General features: G+C 72.9%; 4 protein-coding genes. All 4 read left to right on the plus strand.

Annotated features, from left to right (window positions below; all coding sequences use genetic code 11):
• The first annotated feature begins 9 nt into the window (after positions 1 to 9).
• Genes SX243_00350 through SX243_00365 form a run of 4 tightly spaced genes read left to right on the plus strand, consistent with a single transcriptional unit; the run spans position 10 to position 26,803 of the window.
• Positions 10 to 1,179: a glycerate kinase gene (locus tag SX243_00350; GenBank protein ID MDY7091398.1), complete on the plus strand. Its 1,170-nt coding sequence runs from the start codon at positions 10 to 12 to the stop codon at positions 1,177 to 1,179.
• Complete coding sequence (locus SX243_00355; GenBank protein ID MDY7091399.1) at positions 1,176 to 2,318, plus strand: Ldh family oxidoreductase; 1,143 nt, start codon at positions 1,176 to 1,178, stop codon at positions 2,316 to 2,318. The genes SX243_00350 and SX243_00355 overlap by 4 nt, the downstream gene beginning before the upstream one ends.
• Positions 2,319 to 2,348: 30 nt before the next feature.
• Entirely contained in the window at positions 2,349 to 16,325 is a 13,977-nt protein-coding gene (locus tag SX243_00360) for an amino acid adenylation domain-containing protein (GenBank protein MDY7091400.1), read from the plus strand.
• The gene (locus tag SX243_00365; GenBank protein MDY7091401.1) at positions 16,322 to 26,803 is read left to right on the plus strand and encodes an amino acid adenylation domain-containing protein; all 10,482 of its coding nucleotides are present in this window, start codon (positions 16,322 to 16,324) and stop codon (positions 26,801 to 26,803) included. The genes SX243_00360 and SX243_00365 overlap by 4 nt, the downstream gene beginning before the upstream one ends.
• Positions 26,804 to 26,807: the final 4 nt, after the last annotated feature.

The raw sequence follows: 26,807 nt of genomic DNA on the forward strand, positions 1-26,807 counted from the left end.
AGTCACTCGATGAAAGTCGTCCTCGCACCCAACAGCTTTCGCGACGCGCTGATGGCGCCGCAGGTGGCCGCCGCCATGGCCGCCGGCGTGCGCCGTGGCGCCCCGCGGGCGGACGTGGTGTCGGTGCCGCTGGCGGACGGCGGTGACGGCACCCTGGAGGTGCTGATGAAGCTGCTGGGAGGCCGCCTCCAACGCACGACGGTGGTCGACCCCCGCCGCCGCCCGGTGGAGGCCCGATGGGCGCTCTCCGACGACGGCACCACCGCCATCCTGGAGATGGCCGAGGCCAGCGGCCTGCGGCGGCTGGCACCGGAGGACCGAGATCCGCTGCAGGTGGACACCGGCGGCACCGGCGAGTTGATCCGCGCCGCCCTCGACCAGGGCGCCCGCAAGATCGTGCTGGGCGCCGGCGGCAGCGGCACCATCGACGGCGGCGCCGGCGCCTTGGCGGCCCTCGGGGCGGTGTTCCGGGATGCCGCGGGAAACGCTCTCCCGCCCCATCCCGCCGGCCTCGATGAGCTCGCCGCCATCGACCTCGCGGATCTCGACCCGCGGCTGGCGGAGACCGAGATCACCGTGCTGGCGGACGTCTCCACCCAGGTCGAGCGCCATGTGGCGGTTTACGGTCCGCAGAAGGGCGCCCGGCCCGAAGATCATTCGGCCCTGGAAGCCAACCTGCTGCGCCTCGCGGAGCTGGCGGAGCACCACGGTCACCCCATCGCCGACCGCCCTTGGTACGGCGCCGCCGGCTGCATGGCCGGCGGGCTGGCGGCCTTCGCCGGCGCCCGGGTGCTGGCCGGCGGCAAGGAGGTGGCGCGGCTGGGAAAGCTCGACGAGCACCTGCGCGGCGCCGACCTGGTGCTCAGCGGCGAGGGCCGCATGGACGCCTCGTCCTTCGAGGACAAGCTCCCCTCGGTGGTCGCCGGGTTGGCGCAGCGGGCCGGGGTGCCCCTGGCGCTGGTGGCGGGACACCTGAGCCACGAGACCGCTCTGTCCGGCGTCGTCGCCAGCTTCGCCCTCAGCGCCGGCCCCGAGAGCCTGGAACAGGCCCTGGCCCGCACCGGCGAACGCCTAGAGCAGGTGAGCGAGCAAATCGTCCGTCTCTTCGCCGCCGCACGCCTGCCGGCGGCGGAGGCCGCCATCCACCCGGCCCGACTTTCCAGGAGATCCGCACCGTGACCTCTCCCCATTCCTTCCCCGCCGAGGCGACCCCACCCCCCACCGAGGCGACCATCGTCGCCGTGGCAAACCTCCGGCGCTTCGTGGTGGACTGCCTGGCCAGCTCCGGCGTCCAGCGCGACCAGGGCGAGATCGTCGCCGAAGCGCTGCTGGCCTCCGACCTGCGGGGCATCGACTCCCACGGCGTCGCCCGGCTGCGGCGCTATGTCATCGGCACCCGGGACGGCAAGATCGACCCCCGGCGCAACATCCGGGTGGTGCAGGAGAGCCCCGCCACCGCCCTGGTGGACGCCGGCAACGGCCTCGGCCAGCCCGCCGCCCGCTTCGCCATGGAGCTGGCCATGGCCAAGGCGGAGACGGTGGGGGTCGGCATGGTGGCGGTGCAGCACACCAACCACTTCGGCATCGCCGGCTACTACGCCACCCTGCCCCTGGCCAAGGGCCTGCTGGGCTTCGCCACCAGCAACGCCTCGCCCCAGGTCACTCCCACCCACGGCGCCCAGCCCATGTTCGGCACCAACCCCATCGGCATCGGGCTGCCCTGCGGCGACGGCGACGACTACGTCCTCGACATGTCCACCAGCGTGGTGCCCCGGGGCAAGCTGGAGCGGCTGCGGCGGGAGGGAGCGGCGGTGGAGGGTGATTGGGCCATCGACGGCGAGGGCAACCCCATCACCGAGCTCGACGGTCTCATCGCCGGCCTCATCGCCCGTTCCGGCCTCTCCATCCTGCCCCTGGGGGGTCTCGGCGAGGCCAACTGCGGGCACAAGGGCTTCGGCCTGGGCCTGCTGGTGGACCTGATGTGCGGTCCCCTCACCGGGTCGTCCTGGGGCCGCCACGTCTACGGCGACAAAGGCGCCGACCTGGGCCAATGGTTCGCCGCCCTGCGGGTGGATTGTTTCCGCCCGCTGGAGGACTTCCAGCGCGACGCCCGCCAGCTGCTGGCGGAGATCCGCGGGGCGAAGAAAGCCCCCGGCCAGCTGCGCATCTACATCCCCGGCGAGAAGGAAGCGGAGGCCCAGGCCCAGCGCTCCGCCGCCGGCATCCCGCTGCTGCCGCCGGTGGTGGCGGACCTCCAAGCCCTGGGGCAAGAAGTGGGCGTGCCCTTCGACACCGTCCTGACCGGAGCCAAGGCCTAAGGAAAGCCGAACCGAGGAACGACAACTACCGTGACCACCCTCACCCGCCATCCCGAGTCGCCCCAGGCCGCGGGCCGCACCCTGCCCCTGCTGCCGGACGTGCTGCGCCGCCTGGCGGCGGGGCGCGGCGACCAGGTCGCCTACCGCTTCCTGCGGGACGGCGAGGAAGAGGTGGCGCGCTGGACCTGGCAGGAGGTGGAGCAGCGGGCGCGGTCGGTGGCGGCGGCCCTGGACCGCGCCGGCGCCGCCGGAGAGCGCGCCCTGCTGCTCTTCCCGCCGGGACTGGACTTCGTCGCCGCCCTGCTGGGCTGCTTCACGGCGGGGGTGGTGGCGGTGCCCTCCTATCCGCCCCGGCGGCGGGACCAGCGCCTGCGTTCCATCGCCGCCGACGCCCGGCCGGCCTTCGTGCTCACCACCGGCGGCGCCCGGAAAGGCTTCCAACGCAAGGTCGAAGATCTGCCGGAGCTCGCCGAGCATGGCGAGGGAGGAAGCGTCCGCTGGCTGACCACCGACGACCTCGACCCCGCCGACAGCCGGGACTGGCAGCCGCCGGTGCTGGACGGCTCTGAAACCGCGCTGCTGCAATACACCTCCGGCTCCACCGGCGATCCCCGGGGCGTGGTGGTGCAAGGCTCCCAGCTGGCCCACAACGAGGCGCTGATCCAGCAAGCTTTCGAGCTTGACGAGAGCTCGGTCATCGTCAGCTGGCTGCCCACCTACCACGACATGGGGCTCATCGGCGGCGTGCTGCAGCCCCTGTGGGCCGGCGCCAGCTGCGTCCTCATGTCCCCCGGTGCTTTCCTGCGTCGGCCGGCGCGCTGGCTGGAGGCCATCCACCGCTACCGCGGCACCACCAGCGGCGGCCCCAATTTCGCCTACGAGCTGTGCGTCCGGCGCGTCCCCGAGGCGGAGCGCGCCAGCCTCGATCTGAGCTCCTGGCGGGTGGCCTTCAACGGCGCCGAGCCGATCCACAGCGGCACCCTTGGGCGCTTCGCCCACGCCTTCGCCGGCGCCGGCTTCGATCCCCGCGCCAGCTTCCCCTGCTACGGCCTGGCGGAGGCGACCCTCTTCGTCTCCGGCGGCCCCCGCAGCGAGGCTCCCGTCTTGCGCACCGTCGACCGCGGAGCGCTGGCCGCCGGCAGGGTAGTGCCCGCCGAGGCCGGCCAGGCCGGCGCCCAAACGCTGGTGGCCAGCGGGCAGGTCGGCCGCAAGATGAGCCACGCCGTGCGCATCGTCGACCCGGACACCGGCCGGCTCGTCGAAGCCAGCACTCCTGGGTCGGGCGTCGTCGGCGAGATCTGGGTCACCGGGCCGAGCCTGGCGACAGGGTATTGGCGGCGCCCCGAAGCCACCGAGGAGACCTTCCACGCCCGTCTGGAGGAAGAGCCGGACCGGCGCTTCCTTCGCACCGGCGACCTCGGCTTCCTCGCCGGCGATCAACTCTTCGTCACCGGGCGCATCAAGGACCTGGTCATCCTCCGCGGCCGCAACCACTATCCCAACGACCTGGAGCGCACCGCCGAGCTCTCCCACCCGCAGCTGCCGCCGGGCTCCTGCGCCGCCTTCGCCGTCGAGGGGGACGGCGAAGAGCAGCTGGTGATGATCTTCGAAGGACCGCCGCGGCTGGGTGAGGACGAAGCGCTGGTGATGGCCGCGGCGATCCGCCAGGCCATCGCCCGGGAGCACGAGGTGCAGGCGACGGAGGTGGTGGCGGTGCGCGCCGGCACCCTGCCACGGACCTCCAGCGGCAAGGTCCAGCGCCACCGCTGCCGTCAGCTCTATGTCGCCGGCGAGCTGCACCCCATCGGCAGCAGCCGCCTCACGCCCCTCGCGCCGGAACCGCCGGCCACCGCCGCTCCCGGAGCGCTGCGCGCAGAGCTGTTCGAGCTGCCGGAGGACGCCCGGAGCCCGGTGCTCCTCGCCGCCCTCGGTCAGCTGGCCGCCCGCAGCGCGCGCCTGGAGACCGACGCCGTGCCCTCCGACGCACCGCTGTCGAGCCTCGGCCTGGACTCCCTGGCGGCGGTGGAGCTGGCCCACACGCTGGAGGAAAGCCTGGCGTTGCAGATCTCCCCGGCGGATCTGTTGGAGGCCCCCAGCCTGGAGTCCCTGGCGGAGGTGCTGGCGGCACGGCTGGCGAACGAGGCGGCTCTCTCTCGGATGCGAGTCGGAGCCGGGCACGACGAGCCTTCATCCTCTTCGGAGCCCCGACTGCTGGACCGCACACAGCGGGACCTGTGGCTGGCGGACCGCCTGGCGCCCCATCGCGGGCTCTACAACCTCTCCGGCGCGGCGCGGCTCCGCGGCCTGGACGAAGCGGCCCTGCACCAAGCCCTGGAAGAGTTGATCGCCCGCCACGAGGCCCTGCGCACCGCCTTTGACGACGTCGGCGGCGAGCCCCGGCGGCGGGTGTTGGAAACGGTGAGCCCCCGCTTCGAGGTGATCGACGCCAAGGGCTGGGACGAGGCCACCCTGGGCCAGGCTTTCGAGCAGCAGGCTCGCCAACCCTTCGATCTGAAGCAGCCCCCGCTGCTGCGCCTCACCGTGGCGCGGCTGGCGGACGGCGAGCACGCGGTGCTGGCCACCGCCCATCACCTGGTGACGGATTTCTGGTCCTGGGGTCTGCTGCTGCGGGACCTGGAGCATTTCTATCGGCGAACCACCGGCGGAAAAGCCGAGGCCTTGCCGGAGCTGAGCGCCAGCCTCGACCAGGTCCTGGCCTGGCGCCGGACGCGCCTGGACGAGCACCGCGGGGAATGGCTGGCGGCCTGGGACGGGCAGCTGGCGGGCGCGCCGGAGGCCCTCGATCTGCCCACCGACCGGCCCCGCCCCGCAGCCCAGAGCTTCCGCGGCCGCACCCTGCGCCGGCCGCTGGCCGCCGGTCTGGGGGAAGACCTGGAGGGGCTCGCCCGTGCCCACGGCACGACCCTCTTCGCGGTGCTGCTGGCGGGATTCCAGGCCCTGCTCCATCGCCACAGCGGACAGGAGGACCTGGTGGTGGGCACCCCCACCGCCGGCCGCACGGCGGCGGCCCAGCGGGATTTGGTGGGCTACTTCGTCAATCCGGTGCCGCTGCGCTCGGCCGTCGACGGAGATCCCTCCGTCGGGGCGCTGCTCACCGGCACCCAGGAGAGGCTCAACGCCGCCCTGCGCCTCCAGGAGCTGCCCTTCGGCGAGCTGGTGGAGCATCGGCTGCCCCGCCGCGACGCCAGCCGCGGCGCCCTCTTCCAGCATCTCTTCGTCTTCCACCGCTCCCATCTGCCCGAAAGCCGCGGGCTCGCCGCCCTGGCGTTGGGGGCGGGGAGCGCCCAGCAGAACGCCCCGGCGCGTTTCGCCGGGCTGCCCCTGAGGCCCATCCCCCTGGATCCGGGCAACGCCCTCTACGACTTCACGCTTACTTTGGGCGATACGGGCACTCTGGGCGATACGGGCACTCTGGGCGATTCGGGCACCTTGGGCGATGCCGGCACCGGCCAAGAAGGTACTGGCCTGGTGGCCGTCCTGGAGCTCGCCGAGGACCTCTTCGACGCCACCACCGGCCTGCGGCTGCTGCAGCACTACGAGATTCTGCTGCAGTCGATGGTGGAAGATCCCCGCCAACGGCTCTCCCGCCTCGAGCTGTGGAGCGCCGCCGAGCGCTGGCAGGTGCTCGGCGAGTGGAGCCACGACGGCCGCAAGCCCCCTCGGGAACCCGCAGCGGCGACCCTCTACGAGCTCTTCGCCGCCAGCGCCCGCCGGCAGCCGGAAGCCGTGGCATTGGAGCTCGCCGACGGCGGTTCCCGCACCTACGGCGAGCTCGCCGCCGCCGCTCACCGGCTGGCCCGCGAGCTGCGCCGCCAGGGTGTGGGCCCGGAAGTGACGGCGGGCATCTGTCTGGAGCGCGGGGACGAGCTGGTCGTCGCCCTCTTGGCGGTGCTCGAAGCCGGCGGCGCCTACGTCCCCCTCGATCCCGCCTATCCGCGCTCCCGGGTCCACTTCATGCTCGCCGACAGCGGCGCCCGGGTGCTCATCTCCCGCGATCCATCCCTCGGCGGCGGCTCCGTCCCCCGCCTCGATCCCGGGGAGATGAGCGAGAAGGCCGACGGCGAGCTCGATGGAGACCTCGATGAGCCGGCACCGCGGCCGGAGAACCTCGCCTACATCATCTACACCTCCGGTTCCACCGGCGTGCCCAAGGGCGTGGCCATCACCCACGGCAGCGCCGTCGCCATGGTGCGCTGGGCGCTGGGCACCTGGAGCCAGGAGGGGCTGTCGGCGGTGGCGGCGGTGACCTCCGTCTGCTTCGACCTCTCCGTCTACGAGCTCTTCGTGCCCCTCGCCGCCGGCGGCCGGGTCGTCCTGGCTCAGGACGCCCTGACGCTGCCGGAGCATCCCGCCGCCGGCCGAGTGCGGCTACTCAACACCGTGCCCTCCGCCGCCGGGGAGCTGCTGCGCGCCGACCGTCTGCCGGCGGGGATCACCACCGTCAACCTGGCTGGCGAGCCCCTGCCCCGGGAGCTCGCCGAAGAGATCTTCCGGCGGCCGGGAGTCGAGGGCCTCTACGACCTCTACGGGCCGTCGGAAGACACCACCTACTCCACTTTCCAGCCGGTCCGGCCGGGGCAAGCGCCGAGCATCGGCCGCCCCCTCACCGGCACCCGAGTCCAGCTCCTCGACCGCCATCTGCAGCCGGTGCCTCTGGGGGTTCCCGGCGAGCTCTGCCTGAGCGGCGACGGGCTGGCCCGGGGCTATGCTGGCCGCGCTGCCCGCACCGCCGCCGCCTTCATCCCCGATCCCCTGGCGGGCCGCGGCCTGCGCCCCGCCGGCAGCCGCCTCTACCGCACCGGCGACCTGGCCCGCTTCGACTCACAGGGGCGGCTGCGTTTCCTCGGACGGCGGGACCACCAGATCAAGCTGCGCGGCTTCCGCATCGAGCTGGGAGAGGTGGAGACCGCCCTGAGAAGCCTGCCGGAGGTGGCGGAGGCCGCCGCGGCGGTGTGGACCGGCGGCAGCGGCGGCGACCAGCTGGTGGCCTACGTCGTTCTCGACGAGGCAGCAAAGGAGACCGCCGAGGGCAGCCCGGAGGCCTGGCGCCATGCCCTGACCCAGCGCCTGCCCCAGGCCATGGTGCCGTCCCGCATCAGCGTCCTGGAGAGCTTGCCCCGCACCCTCACCGGCAAGCTCGACCGCCAGGCGCTGCCGGCGCCGGAAGCCTCCAGCGCCGAGAGCGCGCCCCCTGCCGACGAGACAGAAACCCTGGTGGCGGGGCTCTTCGCCGAGCTGCTGGGATTGGGTTCGGTGGGCCGGGAAGACGACTTCTTCGCCCTTGGCGGTCACTCCCTGGCCGCCGCCCGGCTCACCGCCGAGCTACGCCGCGTCACCCAGGAGCAGTGGGACGCGCCGGTGGAGGTCCCTCTCCAGCAGATCTTCCAGACCCCCACCGTCGCCGCCCTGGCCGCCGAGATCGAGCGCCGCCGTGGGGACCAGGATGCGGGAACGCCGGCCGGGCCCCCATCCCAGCTCCGGCCCCTGCTCCGCCCCCTCACCGAACCCGTGCCGGCCTCCTTCGCCCAGGAGCGCATCTGGTTCCTTGAGCACCTGCTCCCCGGCAGCTCCGCCTACCATCTGCCCTTCCGGCTCGAGCTCCGCGGCGAGCTGGACCCGGCGGCATTGGAGCAGGCCCTGGCCGGGGTCGCTCACCGCCACGAGGCGCTGCGGACGGTCTTCCTGGAGCAAGACGGCGGGCCGATGCAGCGGATTCTGCCGCCGGGGGAGGCTGCGGTCTCGCTGCCGGTGGAGGATCTCCGGAGCCTGCCCACGGGCGAAGCCGAGGCCGCCCGCCAGCGCATCACCCGCCGCGTCGCCCGCGAAAGCTTCGACCTGAGCCGGGGGCCGCTGTGGCGCGCCGTCTTGGTGCGTCTCGGCGACCGGGAACACCAGCTGCTGCTCAATCTGCACCACACCATCGCCGACGGCCGTAGCCTGGAGGTCTTCTCCCAGGAGCTCTCCGCCGGCTACGAAGCCGCCCGCGGGGGCGGCGAAGACCTCGCGAGGCCCGCGCCCGCGCCGCTCCAGCCAGCCGATCTGGCGGTCTGGGAGCGCCGGCGCTGGGACGATGGCGAGCTGGCGCAAGCCCTGGAAGCGGCGAAGCACCGCATCGGCGAACGGCCCGAGCCCCTGGCCCTGCCCACGGATAGGCCGCGCACCGCCGGCGGCGTGCGTCCTGGCGACGAGCTGGCGGTGGCCCTGCCGGCGCCGCTGGCGGCCAGGCTGGAGGAGCTGGGGCGGCGCCACGACGCCACGCTCTTCATGGTGCTCCTGGGCCTGTACCAGGTGCTGCTGGGCCGCTGGAGCGAGCAGCGCAGCCTGCTGGTGGGCTTCCCCATGGCGCGGCGCGACCGCCGGGAGACCCAAGACCTCATCGGCCTGCTGGCCAACACCCTGGTGGCGGCGGGGAGGCTGGAGGCGGGAAGCTCCTTCCTCCACCACCTGGCGGCGGTGCGCCGCGACGCCCTCGCCGCCTACGCTCACCAGGACCTGCCCTTCGAACAGCTGGTGGAGGCCCTCACCCCGGGTCGCCAGCTGGGGCAAAACCCCCTCTTCCAGGTCAGCTTCGCGCTCCAGGACACCCTGTCGACGCCGAGCCTCCCGGGGCTCGAAGTCCAGGCCCGGGCTCTCGCCACCGGCAGCGCCAAGCTCGACCTCGCCCTCTTCCTACATCCGGCACCGGACGGCGCGCTGGAGGGAACCCTGGAGTACGACCGGGAGCTCTTCGACCGCACCACCGTCCAGCGCCTGTGGCAAGCCTTGCACCACCTGGCCCGGAGCGCGGTGGCGGCGCCGGAGCTGGCCCTCGGCCGCCTGCAAATGCTGGGGCCGGCGGAGCGTCATCAGCTGACGGCGGAATGGAATGACACTGCGCGGCCGGTGGCACCGGCCTGGGTGATGGATCGGCTGCTGCACTGGGCTCGGCACCTACCCGAGGCCCCGGCCCTGGAAGTCTCCTCCGAGACGGACACTCCCCCTGAGCTTTGGACCTACGGCGAGCTGGCAGAGCGGGTGCTGCGCCTCGGCGGAGCCCTGGCGGAGCTGGGGGTGGCGCCGGAAGCGGTGGTGCCGGTGGCCTACCCGCGCTCCTCGGCCCAGGTGCTGGCGGTGCTGGCGGTGGCCGCCGCCGGCGGCGCCTACCTGCCCATCGACCCGGCCTATCCGGCGGCGCGACAGGAGGCGCTGCTGCGGGACTCCGGCGCCCGCTGGCTGCTGGCGCCGGTGGGATCGCCGCTGCGCGACCTCGACGGCCCCTGGCGGTGCCTCGCCGTGGAAGAGCTGCGGGCGCGCTCCGCCGACGAGACGAGCGCCGTGCCGGCACCGGCGCGGCCGGTCAGCGGCGAGCAGGCCGCCTACGTCATCTACACCTCCGGCTCCACCGGCCGGCCCAAGGGCGTGGTAGTGAGTCACGGCGGGCTGCGCAACCTGGTGGATTGGCATACCCGACGCTTCTCCATCGCCCCCGGGGACCGCACCACCCTGCTCTCCGGCGTCGGCTTCGATGCCTCGGTCTACGAGCTTTGGCCGTCCCTCACCGCCGGCGCCTGCCTGTGCCTGCCGCCGGCGGAGCTGGTCACCGACCCGCAGCGGCTCGGGCAGTGGCTGCGCCGCCGGCGCATCACCAGCGCCTTCCTGCCGACGCCGCTGGCGGAGCCGCTGCTGGAGCAGGACGACCTGGAAGATTCCCAGCTGCGCCAGCTGCAGGTGGCGGGGGACCGGCTGCGCAAGCGCCCGTCCCACCGCAGCCCGTGGACGCTGATCAACGCCTACGGCCCGGCGGAGGATACCGTCGCCGCCAGCGTCAACGCCGTGGCGCCGGCGAGTTCTTTAGGGGCGGGCTCCTTCCCCGCCATCGGCCGCCCCATCGACAACCAGGGGATGTTCGTCGTCAGCTCCGCCGACGGCCTGCAACCCGTGGGCGCGGTGGGGGAGCTGGTGCTCACCGGCGACGGGCTGGCCCGCGGCTATCTCCGCCAGCCGGCGGAAACCGCCCGGCGCTTCGTGCCGGATCCCCACTCCGCGGTGCCCGGCGCCCGGCGGTACCGCACCGGTGACCGGGTACGCCAGCGCCCCGATGGCCGCTTCGACTTCCTGGGCCGGGTGGACGACCAGGTGAAGATCCGCGGCCAGCGACTGGAGCCCCGGGAGGTGGAGGCCGTCCTCGCCGAGCAGCCGGAGGTCGCCGAGGCGGTGGTGATCACCCGGCCCGGCCCCACCGGCGACGGGGAGCTGCGGCTGCTGGCCTATGTGGTGAGTCGGGGGCCGGGAGCGGACGGCGACGAGCTGAAGGCCCGGCTGGCCCGGCGGCTCCCCACCTTCATGGTGCCGGCGGCGGTCACCGTCCTCGACGCCCTGCCCCTCACCAGCCACGGCAAGGTCGACCGCTGGACGCTGCCGGAGCCGGAGGCGCCGCGCACCACCGAGGGCCTCTCCAGCCCCATGGAGGAGCTGCTGGCGGGGCTGTGGCACGAGCTTCTGGGGATTACTCCCGGCGCCGGCGACGACTTCTTCGACCTCGGCGGCCACTCCCTCCTGGCCACCCGCCTGGCCTCCGCCGTGCGCCAGCGGCTGGGGGTGGAGCTGCCGGTGCGGGCGGTCTTCGAGCACCCCCGTCTCGGCGAGCTGGCGGCGCGCATCGAAGACCTGCGCCGGCAGGGTGCCCTGGGCCAGCGGCCGCCGCTGGAGCCGGTGCCGCGCACCGAGGCGATGCCCGTCTCCTTCGCCCAGCAGCGGCTGTGGTTCCTCGATCAGCTGGAGCCGGAGAGCCCGCTCTACAACGTCCCCCTGGCTTTGCGCCTCGACGGCGAGCTGAGCCCCGCCACCCTCGCCGCCGCCATGGACGCGGTGATCGAGCGTCACGAGACCCTGCGCTCCGAGTTGCGTTCCGACCACGGCACGGTGCACCAGCGCATCCTGCCGCCGCGGCACCAGCCGCTGCCGGTGGTGGACCTGTCGAGGCTGGCGGGCTCCGACCGCGAGGCCGCCGCTGAGGAGCTAGCTCTCGAGCTAGCGAATCAGGAAGCCCGCCGCGCCCTCGACCTGGCCCGCGGCCGGCTGCTGCGCCAGGCGCTGCTGCGGCTGGGGAAGGGCCAGCACTGGCTGCTCCTGACCCTGCACCACATCGCCGCCGACGGCTGGTCCGTGGGAGTCCTCATGGGCGAGCTCTCGACGCTCTACGCCGCGTTGCTCGACTCCAGTTTCCTCGCCCCCTCCCCCAAAGTCCCTCTGCCGGCCCTGCCGGTGCAGTATGCGGACTTCGCCGTGTGGCAGCGCAGCTGGCTGCAGGGCGAGCGGCTGGAGGCGGAGATCGAGCATTGGCGGCGCCAGCTGGCGAATCCGCCGATCCTCGACCTGCCCACCGACCGGCCGCGGCCGGCGCTCCAGAGCTTCGTCGGCGAGCAGCTGCCGGTGCGCCTGCCCCAGGCGCTGTTGGAGGATCTGGAAGCCCTCGCTCGGCGCACCGGCGGCACCCTCTTCATGGTGCTGCTGGCGAGCTTCGCGGTCCTGCTCTCAAGACTCTCCGGCCAGCGGGATCTGGTGGTGGGCTCGCCGGTGGCCAACCGCACCCTGCGGGAGACCGAGGGCCTCATCGGCTTCTTCGTCAACATGCTGGCGCTACGCCTCGATCTGAACGACCAGCCCGGCGAGGGCGAGCTTGCCTTCCCGCAGCTGGTGGAGCGGGTGCGCCGGGTGGCCCTGGAAGCCTATGCCCACCAGGATCTGCCCTTCGAACGGGTGGTGGAGGAGCTGGGGGTGGCCCGGGACCTGAGCCGCAACCCCCTCTTCCAGGTGGTCTTCACGCTGCAGAACGCTCCCCTGGAGCTGCCCCGACTGCCCGGTGTCGAAGCCTCGGCAGTGCCGGTAGATTCGGGCACGGCCCGCTTCGATCTGACCCTCACCCTGCTGCCGCGAGGAGATTTGTTGTCTGGGGAAGGCGGGGGCCTGGTGGGCTCGCTGGAATACAACCGCGACCTCTACGACGCCACCACCGCCCAGCGCTGGATGGGACATTGGCGGACCCTGCTGGAAGATCTCGCCGAGCACCCCGAGCAATCCCTCGCCAAGCTACGCTGGCTCAGCGCCGCCCAGCGCCACCAGCTGCGCACCGAGCTCAACGACACCGCTCTCCCGCTGCCGCCGGAGACCCTGCCCCGGCTCTTCGCCGCCCAGGCCCACCGCACTCCCGACGCCCTGGCCTTGGTGGACGGCGAGACCCGCTGGACCTACCGCCAGCTGGAGCGCCGGGCGCGCATCCTGGCACGGCGCCTGCGCCACCGCGGCGCCGGACCGGGACAGGTGGTAGGACTGCTCTGCGAGCGCTCCGCCGCCATGGTGGCCGCCCTGCTGGGCATCCTCGAAAGCGGCGCCGCCTATCTGCCGCTGGATCCCGAGTATCCCCAGGAGCGCCTGCGCTTCGTCCTCGATGACGCCCGCCCGGTCACCCTCCTCGCCGGGCGCCGGCAGTTGCCGCTGGTCAATGAGCGGGATCCGCTCATTCTGGAAGAGGCGGTTCTGGAAGAGACCTCGCCGGCCCACGCGGAATCCCCCGGACCCGCCACCGCGACGCCGGAGGACCTGGCCTACGTCATCTACACCTCCGGCTCCACCGGCCGTCCCAAGGGTGTGGCGGTGAGCCACGGCAACGCCTGCCACTTCCTGCGCGCCATGGACGAGGTGCTGGGGACCGAGCCCACCACCCTGCTGGCGGTGACCAGCATCTCCTTCGACATCTCGGTGCTCGAATTGTTTTGGACCCTCACCCGCGGCAGCCGGGTGGTGCTCCAGGGGGACCGGGCCATCGAGCTCTACGGCGCCGCCCAGCGGCCGGCGGAGGTCACGCCGCGGGCCATCGACTTCAGCCTCTTCTATTTCGCCGACGAATCCGAGGCGGACCGCAGCGGTGGCCGCTACCGCCTGTTGCTGGAAGGCGCCCGCTTCGCCGACCGCAACGGCTTTTCCGCCCTCTGGACCCCGGAGCGCCACTTCCACTCCTTCGGCGGCCTCTACCCCAACCCCTCGGTCACCGGCGCCGCGGTGGCGGCGGTCACCGAGCGCCTGGCCATCCGCGCCGGCAGCGTGGTGCTGCCGCTGCACAACCCGCTGCGGGTGGCGGAGGAATGGTCGGTGGTGGACAACCTCTCCGGCGGCCGGGCGGGGATCTCCGTGGCCTCCGGCTGGCACGCCAACGACTTCGTCCTCGCCCCTGTGGGGGAAGAGGGCCGGCGCGCCGCCTTCGAGGACCGCAAGCAGAAGATGCTCGACACCATCGGCACCCTGCGCCGGCTGTGGCGGGGGGAGAGCGTGCGCCAGACCAACGCCCTGGGGGCGGAGGTAGAGCTAGCCATCCACCCGCCGCCGGTGCAGCCGGAGCTGCCCCTGTGGCTCACCGCCGCCGGCAACCCCGAGACCTTCGAGCTCGCCGGCACCCTGGGCATGGGCCTGCTCACCCACCTGCTGACCCAGAGCCGGGAGGAGCTGGCGGAGAAGATCGGAATCTATCGCGACGCCTGGCGCGCCGCCGGCCACGATGGCGAGGGCCACGTGACGCTGATGATCCACACCTTCGTGGACCGCGATCCGGAGCGCGCTCTGGAGGTGGTGCGGGAGCCCTTTACCGCCTACCTGCGCAGCTCCCTCAACCTCGTCCGCCCCATCGCCAGCTCCATGGGCGTGGACCTGGACGCCGACGATTTCGACGACGACACCCAGCGCATGGTCCTCGACCACGCCTTCCACCGCTTCGCCGAGAGCAGCGCCCTCTTCGGCTCGCCGGAGAGCTGCCTGGAGAAGGTGGAGGGGCTCAAGGATTTGGGGGTCGACGAGATCGGCTGCCTCATCGACTTCGGCTGCCCCACCGACGAGGTGCTGGGCAGCTTCGGCGAGCTGCGGGACCTGCTGCGCTGGAGCAACCCCCAGCGCTACCCCGACGCCGCCGCCGACCGCAGCGTCGCCGCCCAGATCCGCCGCCACGGCGTGGAAACGCTCCAATGCACGCCGTCCATGGCCCGGCTGCTGGCGGCGGAGCCCCAGGGGCTGGCAGCCCTGGGATCCCTGGACCGCCTGCTGCTGGGCGGCGAGGCGGTGCCGGAGGACCTGGTGGCGGACCTCGCCGAGGCCGGCTGCGGGCGCATCATCGACGTCTACGGCCCCACGGAGACCACCGTCTGGTCCACCGCCGACGACGACCTCTCGCCGCGGCGGCCGGTGACCATCGGCGGCCCCCTGGCCAACACCCAGACCTACGTGGTGGACCGCCGGGGCCGCCTCCAGCCGCCGGGAGTGCCGGGAGAGCTGTGGATCGGCGGCGCCGGCGTCACCCGCGGCTATCTCCGGCGCCCGGGCCTCACCGCCCAGCGCTTCATCCCCGACCCCTTCGGAGATCTCCCCGGAGGCCGCGTTTACCGCACCGGCGACCGGGTGCGCCTCGACCGTGACGGCCGGCTGCACTTCCTCGGCCGTCTCGACCACCAGGTGAAGGTAGCCGGCCACCGCATCGAGCTCGGCGAGGTGGAGAGCCTACTGCTGCGCCTGCCGGGGGTGGCGGATGCGGTGGCGGTGGTACACCAGGAGCAGGGCGGCGCGCCCTCCCTGGCGGCCTACGTCGTGCCCGAGCCCTGGGCCCGGGAGCCCGCCGGCACCGACACCTTCCCCCTCCCCGACGGCCGGCGCATCGCCCACCTGGGCGCGTTCCAGACCAGCGTCGCCGTGCGCGAGCTCTTCGAAGAGGATTGGTATTGGAAGTTCGGCCTGGAGCTCCCCGCCGAGCCCTGGGTCTTCGACGTCGGCGCCAATATCGGGCTATTCAGCCTGCAGGTGGTGGATCGCCGCCCCGACGCCCACGTGGTGGCCTTCGAGCCCCTGCCGCCGACCTTCGAGGCGCTGAGCCGGAACCTCCAGCGCTGGGTGCCCCACGGCCATGCGGTCCACGCCGGCGTGGCGGACCAGCCCGGCGAGGCGACCTTCACCTTCTACCCCCAGATGTCCGGTCTCTCCGGGCGCTACGCCGACCAGGAAATGGACCGCGGCTCCGCCCGGGCGATCATCGAGGGCGGCTTGGAAGAGCGTTCCTCGGCGTCTTCGGTAGCCAACGAGGAGCTGGAGCGCTTCCTCGACGCCGAATTCGAGAGCGAGACCCACCGCTGCCGCCTCACCACCCTGTCGGAGACCATCGACGAGCTCGGTGTCGAGCGCATCGACCTGCTCAAGATCGATGTCGAGCGAGCCGAGCTGGACGTGCTCCGGGGGCTGCGGGAGGAGCATTGGCCGCTGGTGCAGCAGGTGGTGGCGGAGGTGGATACCCGGGAGAACCTGGAGCGCATCGTGCCCATGCTCGAAGGCCACGGCTTCGAGGTGCGGGTGGAGGATTTCTTCGAGGCCCGGGCCGGCGACGGCTCCGAGGTGCTGGTGAAGATGCTCTACGCCCGCCGCCCCGACCTGCCTCCCATGCCGCCACCGGCGGATCCCACCAGCCTCCGGCGACCGGTCACCGGCGACGCCCTGCGCAGCCACCTCTCCCGCCACCTGGCACCGTCCATGGTTCCGAGCCACTTTGTCCTGCTGGAGGAGATGCCGCGCACTCCCAACGGCAAGATCGACCGTCGGGCGCTGCCCTCCCCCCGGGAGCACGCCGCCCATCGGGAGCACCACTACGTAGCGCCCCAGCTCGACAGCGAGCGCGCCCTGGCGGAGGTCTGGCAGGAGGTGCTGGGGGTCGAGCGGGTGGGGCTGGACGAGAACTTCTTCGAGCTCGGCGGCACCTCCCTATTGCTGGTGCAGCTGCGCAGCCGCATCCAGCAGCGGCTGGATCACGAGGTGGCGCTGGTGGATCTCTTCCGCTACCCGACGGTGGGCTCCTTGGACGAATTCCTGCGCGCCCAGCGCAAGAGTGAGCCGGCGAGCAGCTTCGAACGGGTGGGCGACCGCATGGAGAAGAAGCGCCAGGCATTGAACCGGCGGCGACGGCCGCCGAAGAGAGGACGATGAGCGACCACGACCCTAACGATCCCGGGCATCCGGGAGACGACCTGAGCCACGCGCTGGCGGTGGTGGGCTACGCCTGCCGCTTCCCCGGGGCTCGGGACGCCGAGGCCTTCTGGCACAACCTGCGCCAGGGCATCGCCAGCGTCTCGCGCTTCTCCGAGGAGGAGGTGCTGGCGGCGGGGGCGGATCCGGCGGCGGTGCGCAGGGAGCGCTACGTGCGGGCGGCGGCGGTGCTGGAGGACGAGGACCGCTTCGACGCCGGGCTCTTCGGCTTCACCCCGCGGGAGGCGCGGCTCCTGGACCCCCAACACCGCCACTTCTTCGAGTGCGGCTGGGCGGCCTTGGAGCACGCCGGCATCGACCCGGCCCAGAGCGACGGCGCCATCGGCGTCTTCGCCGGCAGCTTCCTCAACGGCTATCTGCTGGGGCACCTGGCGCCGCGGCCGGAGGTGCTGGAGGAGGCCGGCTGGCTCTCCACCCGCATCCTCAACGACAAGGACTTCCTCGCCACCCGCCTGTCCTACCTCCTCGACCTGCGAGGTCCCAGCCTGACGGTGCAGACCGCCTGCTCCACCTCCCTGGTGGCCACCCACCTGGCGAGCCAGGCGCTGCTCTCCTACGAATGCGACGTCGCCCTCGCCGGCGGCGTGGCGATCCAGATTCCCCAGCGCCTGGGCTATCTCTACGAGGAGGGGGGCATCTTCTCCCCCGACGGCGTCTGCCGCCCCTTCGACGCCCGCGGCCAGGGCACCGTGGGGGGTAGCGGCGTCGGCCTGGTGGTGCTCAAGCGGCTGGAGGACGCGCTGGCCGACGGCGACGTCATCCATGCCCTGGTGCGCGGCTCGGCGATCAACAACGACGGCGCCCTCAAGGCCGGCTATACCGCCCCCAGCGTCGAGAGCCAGGCGGAGGTGGTAGCCGCTGCCCAATCCCTGGCGGACCTCGACCCCGAGACCATCACCTACATCGAGGCCCACGGCACCGGCACTTCCCTCGGTGACCCCATCGAGGTGGAGGCCCTGACCCAGGTCTTCCGCGCCCGCACCGACCGCCGCGGCTTCTGCGCCCTGGGCTCGGTGAAGAGCAATATCGGCCACCTCGACGCCGCCGCCGGCGTCGCCGGGCTGATCAAGACCGTCCTCGCCCTGGAGCACGGCGAGCTGCCACCGAGCCTGCACTGCGAGCAGCCCAACCCGGCCATCGGCTTCGAGGCCACCCCCTTCCGGGTCCACACCGAGCTCAGCCCCTGGCCTCGGGGCGAAACACCACGCCGGGCAGGAGTCAGCTCCTTCGGCGTCGGGGGCACCAACGCCCACGTGGTGCTGGAGGAAGCGCCGGTGCGCGGCGAGTCCGGCCCGTCCCGGCCCTGGCAGCTGCTGCCCCTCTCCGCCGCTACGCCAGCGGCCTTGGAGCGCCGGGCTCGGGACCTGGCGGAGCATTTGGAGAGTCATCCCCAGCTGGCCCTGGCGGACGTCGCCCACACGCTGCAGGCGGGCCGCCGGGCTCTGCGCCACCGGCGCACGGTGCTGGCCCGGGATCTGGACGAAGCGGTGCGGCTCCTCTCCGCCGGCGACCCCGGAGGCGCGAACACCGCCGAAGCCCACCGGGAGCGGCCGCCGGTGGCCTTTCTGATCCCCGGCCAGGGCGCCCAGCGGGCCGCCATGGGTGCCGCCCTCTATCGCCAAGAGCCCACCTATCGGGCGGCGGTGGACCGCTGCGCCGAGATCCTAGAGCCGCACCTGCCGTCTGGCGGAGAGAAGGATCTCAGGACCCTTCTCTTCGACGACGGCGAGGAGGCCGCCGCAACCCTCCGCCACACCGCCTGGGCCCAGCCCGCCCTCTTCGTCACCGCCTGGGCCATCGCCCAGCTGTGGGCGGAGTGGGGCGTCGAGCCGCGGGCGCTGGTGGGCCACAGCCTGGGAGAGCTGGTGGCGGCGGCGCTAGCGGGGGTCTTGAGCCTGGAGGACGCCCTGGAGGTGGTGGCGGCCCGCGGCCGGCTGATGGGAGAGCAGCCCGGCGGCGCCATGCTTTCGGTCTCCCTGGACGCCGAAACCGTCGGCGCGCTGCTAGCGGAGGAGGCCGGCGACGAGCTGGCGCTGGCGGCGGTCAACGCCGAAGAGCTATGCGCCGTCTCCGGCCCCGAGGAAGCCATTGCCCGGCTCGAGCGCCACATCGCCGCCCGCGGCATCGAATGCCGGCGGCTGGTGACCTCCCACGCCTTCCACTCCGCTGCCATGGATCCGGTGCTCGAACCCCTGGGCGAGATCCTGCGCAGGGTCCAGCTCCACCCGCCCGCCCGGCCGGTGGTCTCGAGCCTCACCGGCCGCTTCCTCACCAACGAGGAGGCCACCAGCCCGGAGTACTGGCTGGCTCAGACCCGCCGCACGGTGCGCTTCGCCGACGCCCTCACCACCTTGGTGGAAGGCCAGGAGGATCTGCTGGTGCTCGAAGTGGGCCCCGGCCGGGCCCTGAGCGGCCTCGCCCGCCGCCGCGGCGTCACCGCCTTCGCCTCCCTCGATCCCGCCCGGGAGGACGAGCTCTGCTCCCTCCTCGAAGCCCTCGGCGGCCTATGGCGGCGGGGGGTGAAGGTGGATTGGCGAGCCTTCACTGGCCACGAGGAGCGGCGACGGGAAGTCCTGCCCACCTATCCCTTCGCCGACACCCGCTTCTGGATCGACCGCCCCGCCGGCCGGGCCGGAGCCGGCGACGCCGGCAGCGCCCTGGCGGGCTTCGAGGCTCTGGATCTCGACGAGCTCGAAGAGCTCGGAAGTCGCGCCGACAAGAGGATCGCGGTGGTTTCCGCAGCACTTCCTGCTGCACTTTCTGCTGCATCGGCGGACGCGGATGGAGCTTCGGAATCCAATGGGCAAGAGCTGGGCATCCCGGTCACCGTCCCGGCGGTGGTCTTCGAGGACGGCGAGGCCTTGGGACAGGCCCTGGGCGCCGCCCTCCGAGACGCCGAGGCCGTCGACATCGTCGCCTGGCCCCTGCCGGATCTGGTGGGCGTGAAACCCTCGGGCGACGACCCGCTGGCGGATCTCGGCGTGCTCCATCGCCGGCTCCAAGCTCTCTCCACCGCCGCCGGCGCTCTCCACCGGCGGCCCCGGCTGGTGGTCTTGGCGCCGGAGCCTTCCGGCTCGTCTCCGGACAAGGCCCGCGATGAGCATCTCGCCCTGGCCCGGCACCACACCTTGGTCACCTGGGCCCAAAGCCATTCCAGCGGCGATTCCAGCGGCGACACTGGGGCCGGCTCGGAGCGCCGTTACGCCGTGATCGAGCAGCGCGGCAGCGGCACCCCGCCGAGCTCCGCGCTCCTCGCCGGAGCGTGCTTGGCCGAGAGCGCCGGCGCGCTGGTGGTGGCCCGCGCTCCCCGGCCGTCGATTCTCAGCGCGCCGCCGGAGGGTTCCGATGCAGAGCCTGCGGGTGCCGCGGGCGAGGCGCCCCAAGGCCCAATGGAGGAGCGCATCGCGGCGCTGTGGTCGCGGCTCCTGGGGGTTCCGGTGACGGACCGCCACGGTGATTTCTTCGCCCTCGGCGGCCATTCGCTGCTCGCCACCCAGGCCGCCTCGCGGCTACGGGACGAGCTGCGCGTCTCCCTGGAGCTGGAAGACCTCTTCCGCCACCCCACGCCGGCGGCGTTGGCAGCCTTCCTCGAAACCCGGACCGAGACGCGCGCCGCGGAGACGCCGGCAACAGCCCCACAGGACCCGGAACCCGAGGACACCAGCCCGGCGCCTCTCTCCTTCGCCCAGCGCCGCTTCTGGCTGCTCGACCGGCTCAACCCCGGCAACCCCGCCTACAACATCCCGGCGGCGGTACGGCTCCGGGGGCGGCTGTCGATCCCCGCCCTCGACGCGGCCCTAGCGCGGCTGGTGGAGCGCCACCCCATGTTGCGCACCGCCTTCGGCGAAGAGGACGGCGAGCCCTTCCAGCAGGTTCTCCCTCGCCTCGCCGCGGCGGAGCATCCGGCGCTGCGCCACATCGACCTCCGGCGCCTGGCCCCCGCCGATCGGGAAGCCGAGCTGGAGCGGACGATGAACGCCCACGCCCGCCGGCCCTTCGATCTCGCCCGGCTGCCGCTGCTGCGGGTGGCCCTGGTGCGCCTCGCTACTGGAGATGGCGGCACTGGGGACGACGGCGGCGAAGCGCGGCGGGTGCTCCTCCTCAACCTCCATCACCTGGTGGGGGACGGCTGGTCCATGGCCCTCATCGTCCGCGACCTGGGGGAGCTCTACGGCGCCGCGGTGGATGGCCGGGAGCCGCGGCTGCCGGCGCTGGAGCTGCGCTACGACGACCACGCCCGGGCCAACAATCGCTGGCTGGCAAGCGCCGCCAGCGAGGAGCAGGAAGCCTATTGGCGCTCGGCGCTGGACGGCGAGCTGCCCACCCTCGACCTACCCGCCGACCGCCCCCGGCGCGCCCCCGGCGCTGGCGGCCAAACCGGCGGCCGACCCAGTGCTCATCTTCACCAGGTGCTGCCGGCGGAGGCCGTAGCGACCCTGCTGGAGCGCGGTCGGGAACGGGGCGCCACTCCCTTCATGAGCCTCTCGGCGCTGCTGGCACTGCTCTTCCACCGCCTGAGCGGCCTCGACGAGGTGGTGCTGGGGACCCCCATCGCCGGTCGCCGGGAGCAGAACCTGGAGAACGTGGTGGGGCTCTTCCTCAACACCCTGGCGCTGCGCATCCAGGCCGCCGGCCCCAGCGTCGACGACCCAACCTCTGGCGACCCGACCTTTGGCGACCTTCTGGAGCACGTGCGGGACGTGGCCCGGGGGGCCTTCGCTCACCAAGAGATCCCCTTCGAGCGAGTCCTCGACCAGCTGCCGGTGGAGCGGGATCTGACCCGCACGCCGGTCTTCCAGGTGCTCTTCAACCTGCTCAGCTATCCGCTGGAGACCATCCGGCGCCCGGAGCTGGAGATCGACCCGCTGCCGCCGCGGGACGTGGGGGCCAAATTCGATCTCACCGTCTACGCCCGGGAGGAGCCAGCGAACGGCTGCACCACCTACCGCCTGGACTGGATCTACGACTCCGACCTCTTCGATGGCCGGCGCATCGAGATGATGATGGAGCAGCTGGAGCACCTGCTGCTGCAAATCGCCGCCAATCCCGAAGTCCCCCTCGCCGCCGTCGATCTGAACACCCCGGGAACGGCGGAGGTCCTGCCGGATCCGACCCGGCCTCTGCCCGCCGACGAGAGCCTCGTCCCGGTACCCGTCACCCTGCGTCGGCGCGCCGCGGAGCATCCCGAGGCGGAGGCGGTGATCCAGGGAGACACGAGCTGGACCTACGGCGAGCTGCTGCGGGCCGTGGACGCCATCGGCAACGCCCTCCGCGGCCTCGGCCTCCAGCCCGGCGAGCGGGTGGCGGTGAGCGGACCGCCGTCGCCGGCGCTGGTGGCGGCCCTGGCGGCGGTGCTGGAGACGGGGATGGTGCTGGTGCCCATGGACCCGGCGGTGGCGACGGAGCGGGCCCGCGCCATGCTCGAGGTGGCGGAGGCTCGGGCTCTGCTGTGGACCGGGGCCGAGGCGGTTCCGGAAGCGCTGCGGGGAGAGGTTCCGGCCGGCGAGGGTGCCGGCGGAGAAGACCTAGACCGGCCGCTCACCGTCCTCACCCTCGACCCCCAAGGCATGCCCCCGGCGGACGCCCCGCAGCTGCCCGGACCTTCCCTCGAAGAGCTCCTCGGCTCCTGCGCCGATCCCGCCGCCCCCCGGGACGCCTACATCTTCTTCACCTCCGGCAGCACCGGGCGGCCCAAGGCAATCCTCGGCAACCACCACGGCCTGGCCCACTTCCTGGAATGGCAGCGGCGCACCTTCGACATCGGCCCCGGCGACCGCGTGGCCCAACTCACCGTGCTGACCTTCGATCCGGTGCTGCGGGATGTCTTCCTGCCGCTGGTGAGCGGCGGCGCGGTGGTGCTGCCGGAGCCGGCGGACCGGGTCTCCGGCGCGGCCCTGTGGCGCTGGATGGAGCGCCAGCGCATCACCCGCAGCCAGGCGGTGCCGAGCCTCCTGGACGGTTGGTTGGAGGACGTGCCTCTAGAGGTCGGGCCGCGGGAGGTCGAGCTGGCGGCCCTGAAGACTCACTTCTCCATGGGAGAGGCTCTCACCGGCGAGCTGGTGGAGCGCTTCCGCAGCAGCTTCCCAGGGTTCCGCCAGGGGCAGGTGATCAACCTCTACGGTCCCACCGAGACCACCATGGTCAAGTGCTGGTATCCGGTGCCGCAGCCGGCACCGCCAGGGGTCCAATCCCTGGGGCAGCCCCTGCCCCAAACCCAGGTCCTGGTGGTGCGTCCGGGCAGCGGGTCCCCGGCGCTGGCCGGCATCGGCGAGCCCGGGGAAATCTACCTGCGCACCCCCTACCGCAGCAGCGGCTATCTGGACGCGCCGGAGTCCGACCGCCGGCGCTTCATGCCCAATCCGTGGCGCGACGACGCCGAGGACCTACTCTTCCGCACCGGCGACCGGGGGCGCTACGACCTGGACGGCAGCTTGACCTTCCTCGGCCGCCTGGACCAGCAGATCAAGATCCGCGGCGTGCGCATCGAGCCCGCCGAGGTTCGCCAGGCGCTGCTGGCTCTTCCCGGCGTCGCCCAGGGCACCATCGCCACCTTCCCCGACGCCCAGGGGCGGCCGCGGCTGGTGGCCTACGTGGTCCCCGGCGGCGACGCCGAGGGGAGGGAGCCGGGAGCGCTCACCCCGGCCCACCTGCGGGCGGCATTGGTTCGCAAGCTGCCGCCGGCGGCGGTGCCGGAGTCCTTCGTCATCCTCGATGGGCTGCCCCGCACCCACAGCGGCAAGATCGACCACCGGCGCTTGCCGGAGCCTCCGCCGCCCGCACCTCGGTCGAGCCGGCGGCCACCGGAAACCGCCCACCAACAGCTCCTCGCCGACCTCTGGGACGAGCTGCTGGAGGACGGGCCCTTCGGCCTCGACGACGACTTTTTCGCCCACGGCGGCAACTCCCTGGCGGTGGTGCAGCTGGCAGCGCGGCTGAGCACCCGCCACGGGCTGGAGCTGCCCCTGCGCACGGTGTTCGAGAATCCGACCCTGGAAGAGCTGGCGGCGGTGCTCGATGCCGCGGCCGGCGGTGGGCGGAGAGAGCGGGATGAACGCAGCATCCCGCCGGCCCGGGCGGAGGACGGCGAGTACCCCCTCTCCTACGCCCAGCTGCGACTGTGGTTCCTGGACCAGCTCAACCCGGGCCTCACCGCCTACAACATTCCCACCGCCTGGCGGCTGCGGGGAACGCTGGACGCCGACCTCCTGAGCCGGGCGCTGGTGACGGTGGCGGCGCGGCAGGAAGCGTTGCGTACCGGCTTCCACTCTCCCGGTGGGCGGGCGGTGCAGACCGTGGCGCCGGCGGTGCAGGTGCCCCTGCCCCTGGACGACCTCAGCGAGCTGCCGGAAGACTCCCGGGAGCCGGAGCTGCGCCGGCGGCTGCGGGAGGAGGGAGCGGCCGCCTTCGACCTCAGTCAGCCGCCGCTGCTGCGAGCCCGGCTGCTGCGCCTGGGGCCGGAGGATCACGTTCTCGCCCTGACCCTGCACCACATCGTCTCCGACGCCTGGTCCGTGGGCGTGCTGCTGGGCGAGCTGGCGGAAGCCTACGCCGCCCTGCGGGACGGCCGGGCCCCGGACCTGCCGGAGCTACCGGTGCGCTATGTCGACTTCGCCGCCTGGCAGCGGGGCTGGCTGGAAGGCGAAGGCCCGGACGGTCAGGCGAAGCCCTGGCAGGGGCAGCTGGAGTTCTGGCGCCGGCAGCTGGCGGGGGCGCCGGCGGTCCTCGCCCTGCCCACGGACCGGCCGCGGCCACCGGTGCAGCTGCTGGACGGCGCCCGCCTGCCCTTCCGCATCCCGCGCCGCCGGCTCGCAGGCATCGAGGCTGTGGCCCGGAACGCCGGCGCCACCGCCTTCGCGCCGCTGCTGGCGATCTTCCAGGCGTTGCTCCAGCGCATCAGCGGACAGCGCGACCTGGTGGTCGGCACGCCGGTGGCCAACCGTCCGCTGCCGGAGCTCGAGCCGCTCATCGGCCTGTTCCTGAACACCGTCAGCCTACGGGCCCACGACCCGGCGGAGGATTCTCTGGCCACCGCCACCGCCGCCGCCCACGCCACCGCGCTGGCCGCCTTCGAGCATCAGGATCTGCCCTTCGAGCGACTGGTGGACGAGCTCGAGGTGCCCCGGGACCCCAGCCACAGCCCGGTCTTCCAGGTCCTTTTCACCCTCCACAATACGCCGCTGCCGCGCATCTCCTTGGAGGAGCTGGAGCTCGGTCCCTACCCCCTCACCGGCCACGGCGCCAAGCTCGACCTGACCCTCGATCTGCGCTGGGGAGACGACTTCCTGGAAGGCTCCTTGGAGTACGCCACCGCCCTCTTCGACGCCACCACCGCCGCCCGGCTGGTGGAGCGATTCCAGCGCCTGCTGGAGGGTGCCCTGGCACGGCCCTCAGCGCCCCTGGCGGAGCTCGACCTGCTGGCTCCGGCGGAGCGCTTCCAGGTGCTCTCGGCATGGAACGACACGGCGATGCCGATACCGGAGGAGGCCCTCACCGAGCGGCTGGCGCGCCGGGCCGCGGAGCGCGGCGAGACCACCGCCTTGGTCTTCGGAGAACGGGTTTTCGGAGAACGGGTTTCCGAGAACCGGCGCTGGAGCTACCGCCGGCTGCACCACGCCGTCGAGCTCCAGGCCCGGCGGCTGGCCGCAGCAGGAGCCCGCCCGGAAGGGCCGCCGGTGGCGGTGCTCCTGGAGCGCTCGCCGGAGCTCCTGCTGGCGCTGCTGGCGGTGCTGCGGTGCGGGGCCTCCTACGTGCCCCTCGATCCCGCCTATCCCGCGGCGCGGCTGCGGCTGATGGTGGAGGACTGCGGCGCCGACAGACTGCTCACCGCCCCCCGCCACCGCGCCTTGGCGGACGAGCTGCTGACAGAGCTGCCGGAGATCCGGCGCATCGACCTGGCGGGGGATGGGCTGGATTCTGATCAAGCGCCGGAATCGGCCGAGAGCGTGCAGAGCGCCCTCCCGGGGCCCGACGCGGCGGACCGCGCCTATGTCATCTACACCTCCGGCTCCACCGGCCGGCCCAAGGGCGTGGAGGTGCACCACGGCGCCATGGTCAACTTCCTCAATTCCATGGCGGCGGAGCCAGGGCTGGAGGCAGAGGACCGGCTTCTGGCCCTCACCAGCCCCTCCTTCGACATCTCGGTGCTCGAGCTCTTCTTGCCGCTGTGGGTGGGGGCGTCGGTGGAGATCGCCGACGCCGCCCTGGCGAGCGACGCCATCGCCCTGGGCCGGCATCTGGATGGAGGCCGCATCACCGTCGCCCAGGCCACTCCCAGCACCTGGCGCATGCTGGTGGACGTGGGCTGGCGGCCGCGGCCGGATCTCAAGGTGCTCACCGGCGGCGAGGCGCTACCCCGGGATCTGGCGGCGGCGCTACGCTCCGGCGGCGGGCCGGTGTGGAACCTCTACGGCCCCACCGAAACTACCGTGTGGTCCGCGGCGGCGGCGGTGGACGGAGCCGCCGTCACCCTCGGCCGGCCCATCGCCAACACCGAGATCTACGTCCTCGACCCGCACCGGCGGCCGGTGGGGGTGGGCACCCCGGGGGAGGCCTGGATCGGCGGCGCCGGCGTGGCCCGGGGCTATCTCCACCGCCCCGCCCTCACCGCTCAGCGCTTCGTACCGGACCCCTTCTCCGGCCGCCCGGGAGCCCGGCTCTACCGGGTGGGCGACCTGGTGCGCTGGCGCTCCGACGGCGAGCTCCTTTACCTGGGGCGCACCGATCACCAGGTCAAGGTGCGAGGCTTCCGCATCGAGCTGGGGGAAATCGAGGCGGTGCTGGGCCAGCATCCCGATCTGCGGGAGGTGGTGGTCCACGCCCTCCCGGCCGGCGGAGGCTCTGCCGGCGGGGACCATCCTGGAGGAGGAAGCCATCGGCTGGCGGCCTACGTGGTGCCCGCCGTGGAGCACGAGCCCCTGCGGGTAGAGCTTCTGCGCAGCTGGCTCGGCGAGCGCCTGCCGGGGCATATGGTGCCGGCCCTCTTCCTGCCCCTGGAGGAGCTGCCCCGCACCCCCAACGGCAAGATCGACCGCGGCGCCCTCCCGGCCCCGGAAGGCGAGCGTCCCGACCTGGAGCACCCCTACGTTGCCCCGGAGGGCGACGCCGAGGAGCATCTGGCGCGCATCTGGTCGCGGCTGCTGGGCATCGAGCAGGTGGGGGCCCTGGACAACTTCTTCGCCCTCGGCGGCGACTCCATCCTCGCCGTCCAGGTGGCCTTCCAGACCCGGGAGGCGGGGCTGGAAATGACCACCGCTCAGATCTTCCAGCATCAGAGCCTGCGCGAGCTGGCGGCGGCTCTCAGGCCTCTCGAGGAAGCACCAGAAGCTTCGCAGTCAGAGACGATGGAGGATTCCGACGAGGATCTGGACGATTTCGGCTGGAGCCGGTCCGAGGGCGACGCCATCCTGGAGAAGCTATGAGCCG

Source organism: Acidobacteriota bacterium, from assembly GCA_034211275.1.
Lineage (GTDB): Bacteria > Acidobacteriota > Thermoanaerobaculia > Multivoradales > JAHZIX01 > JAGQSE01.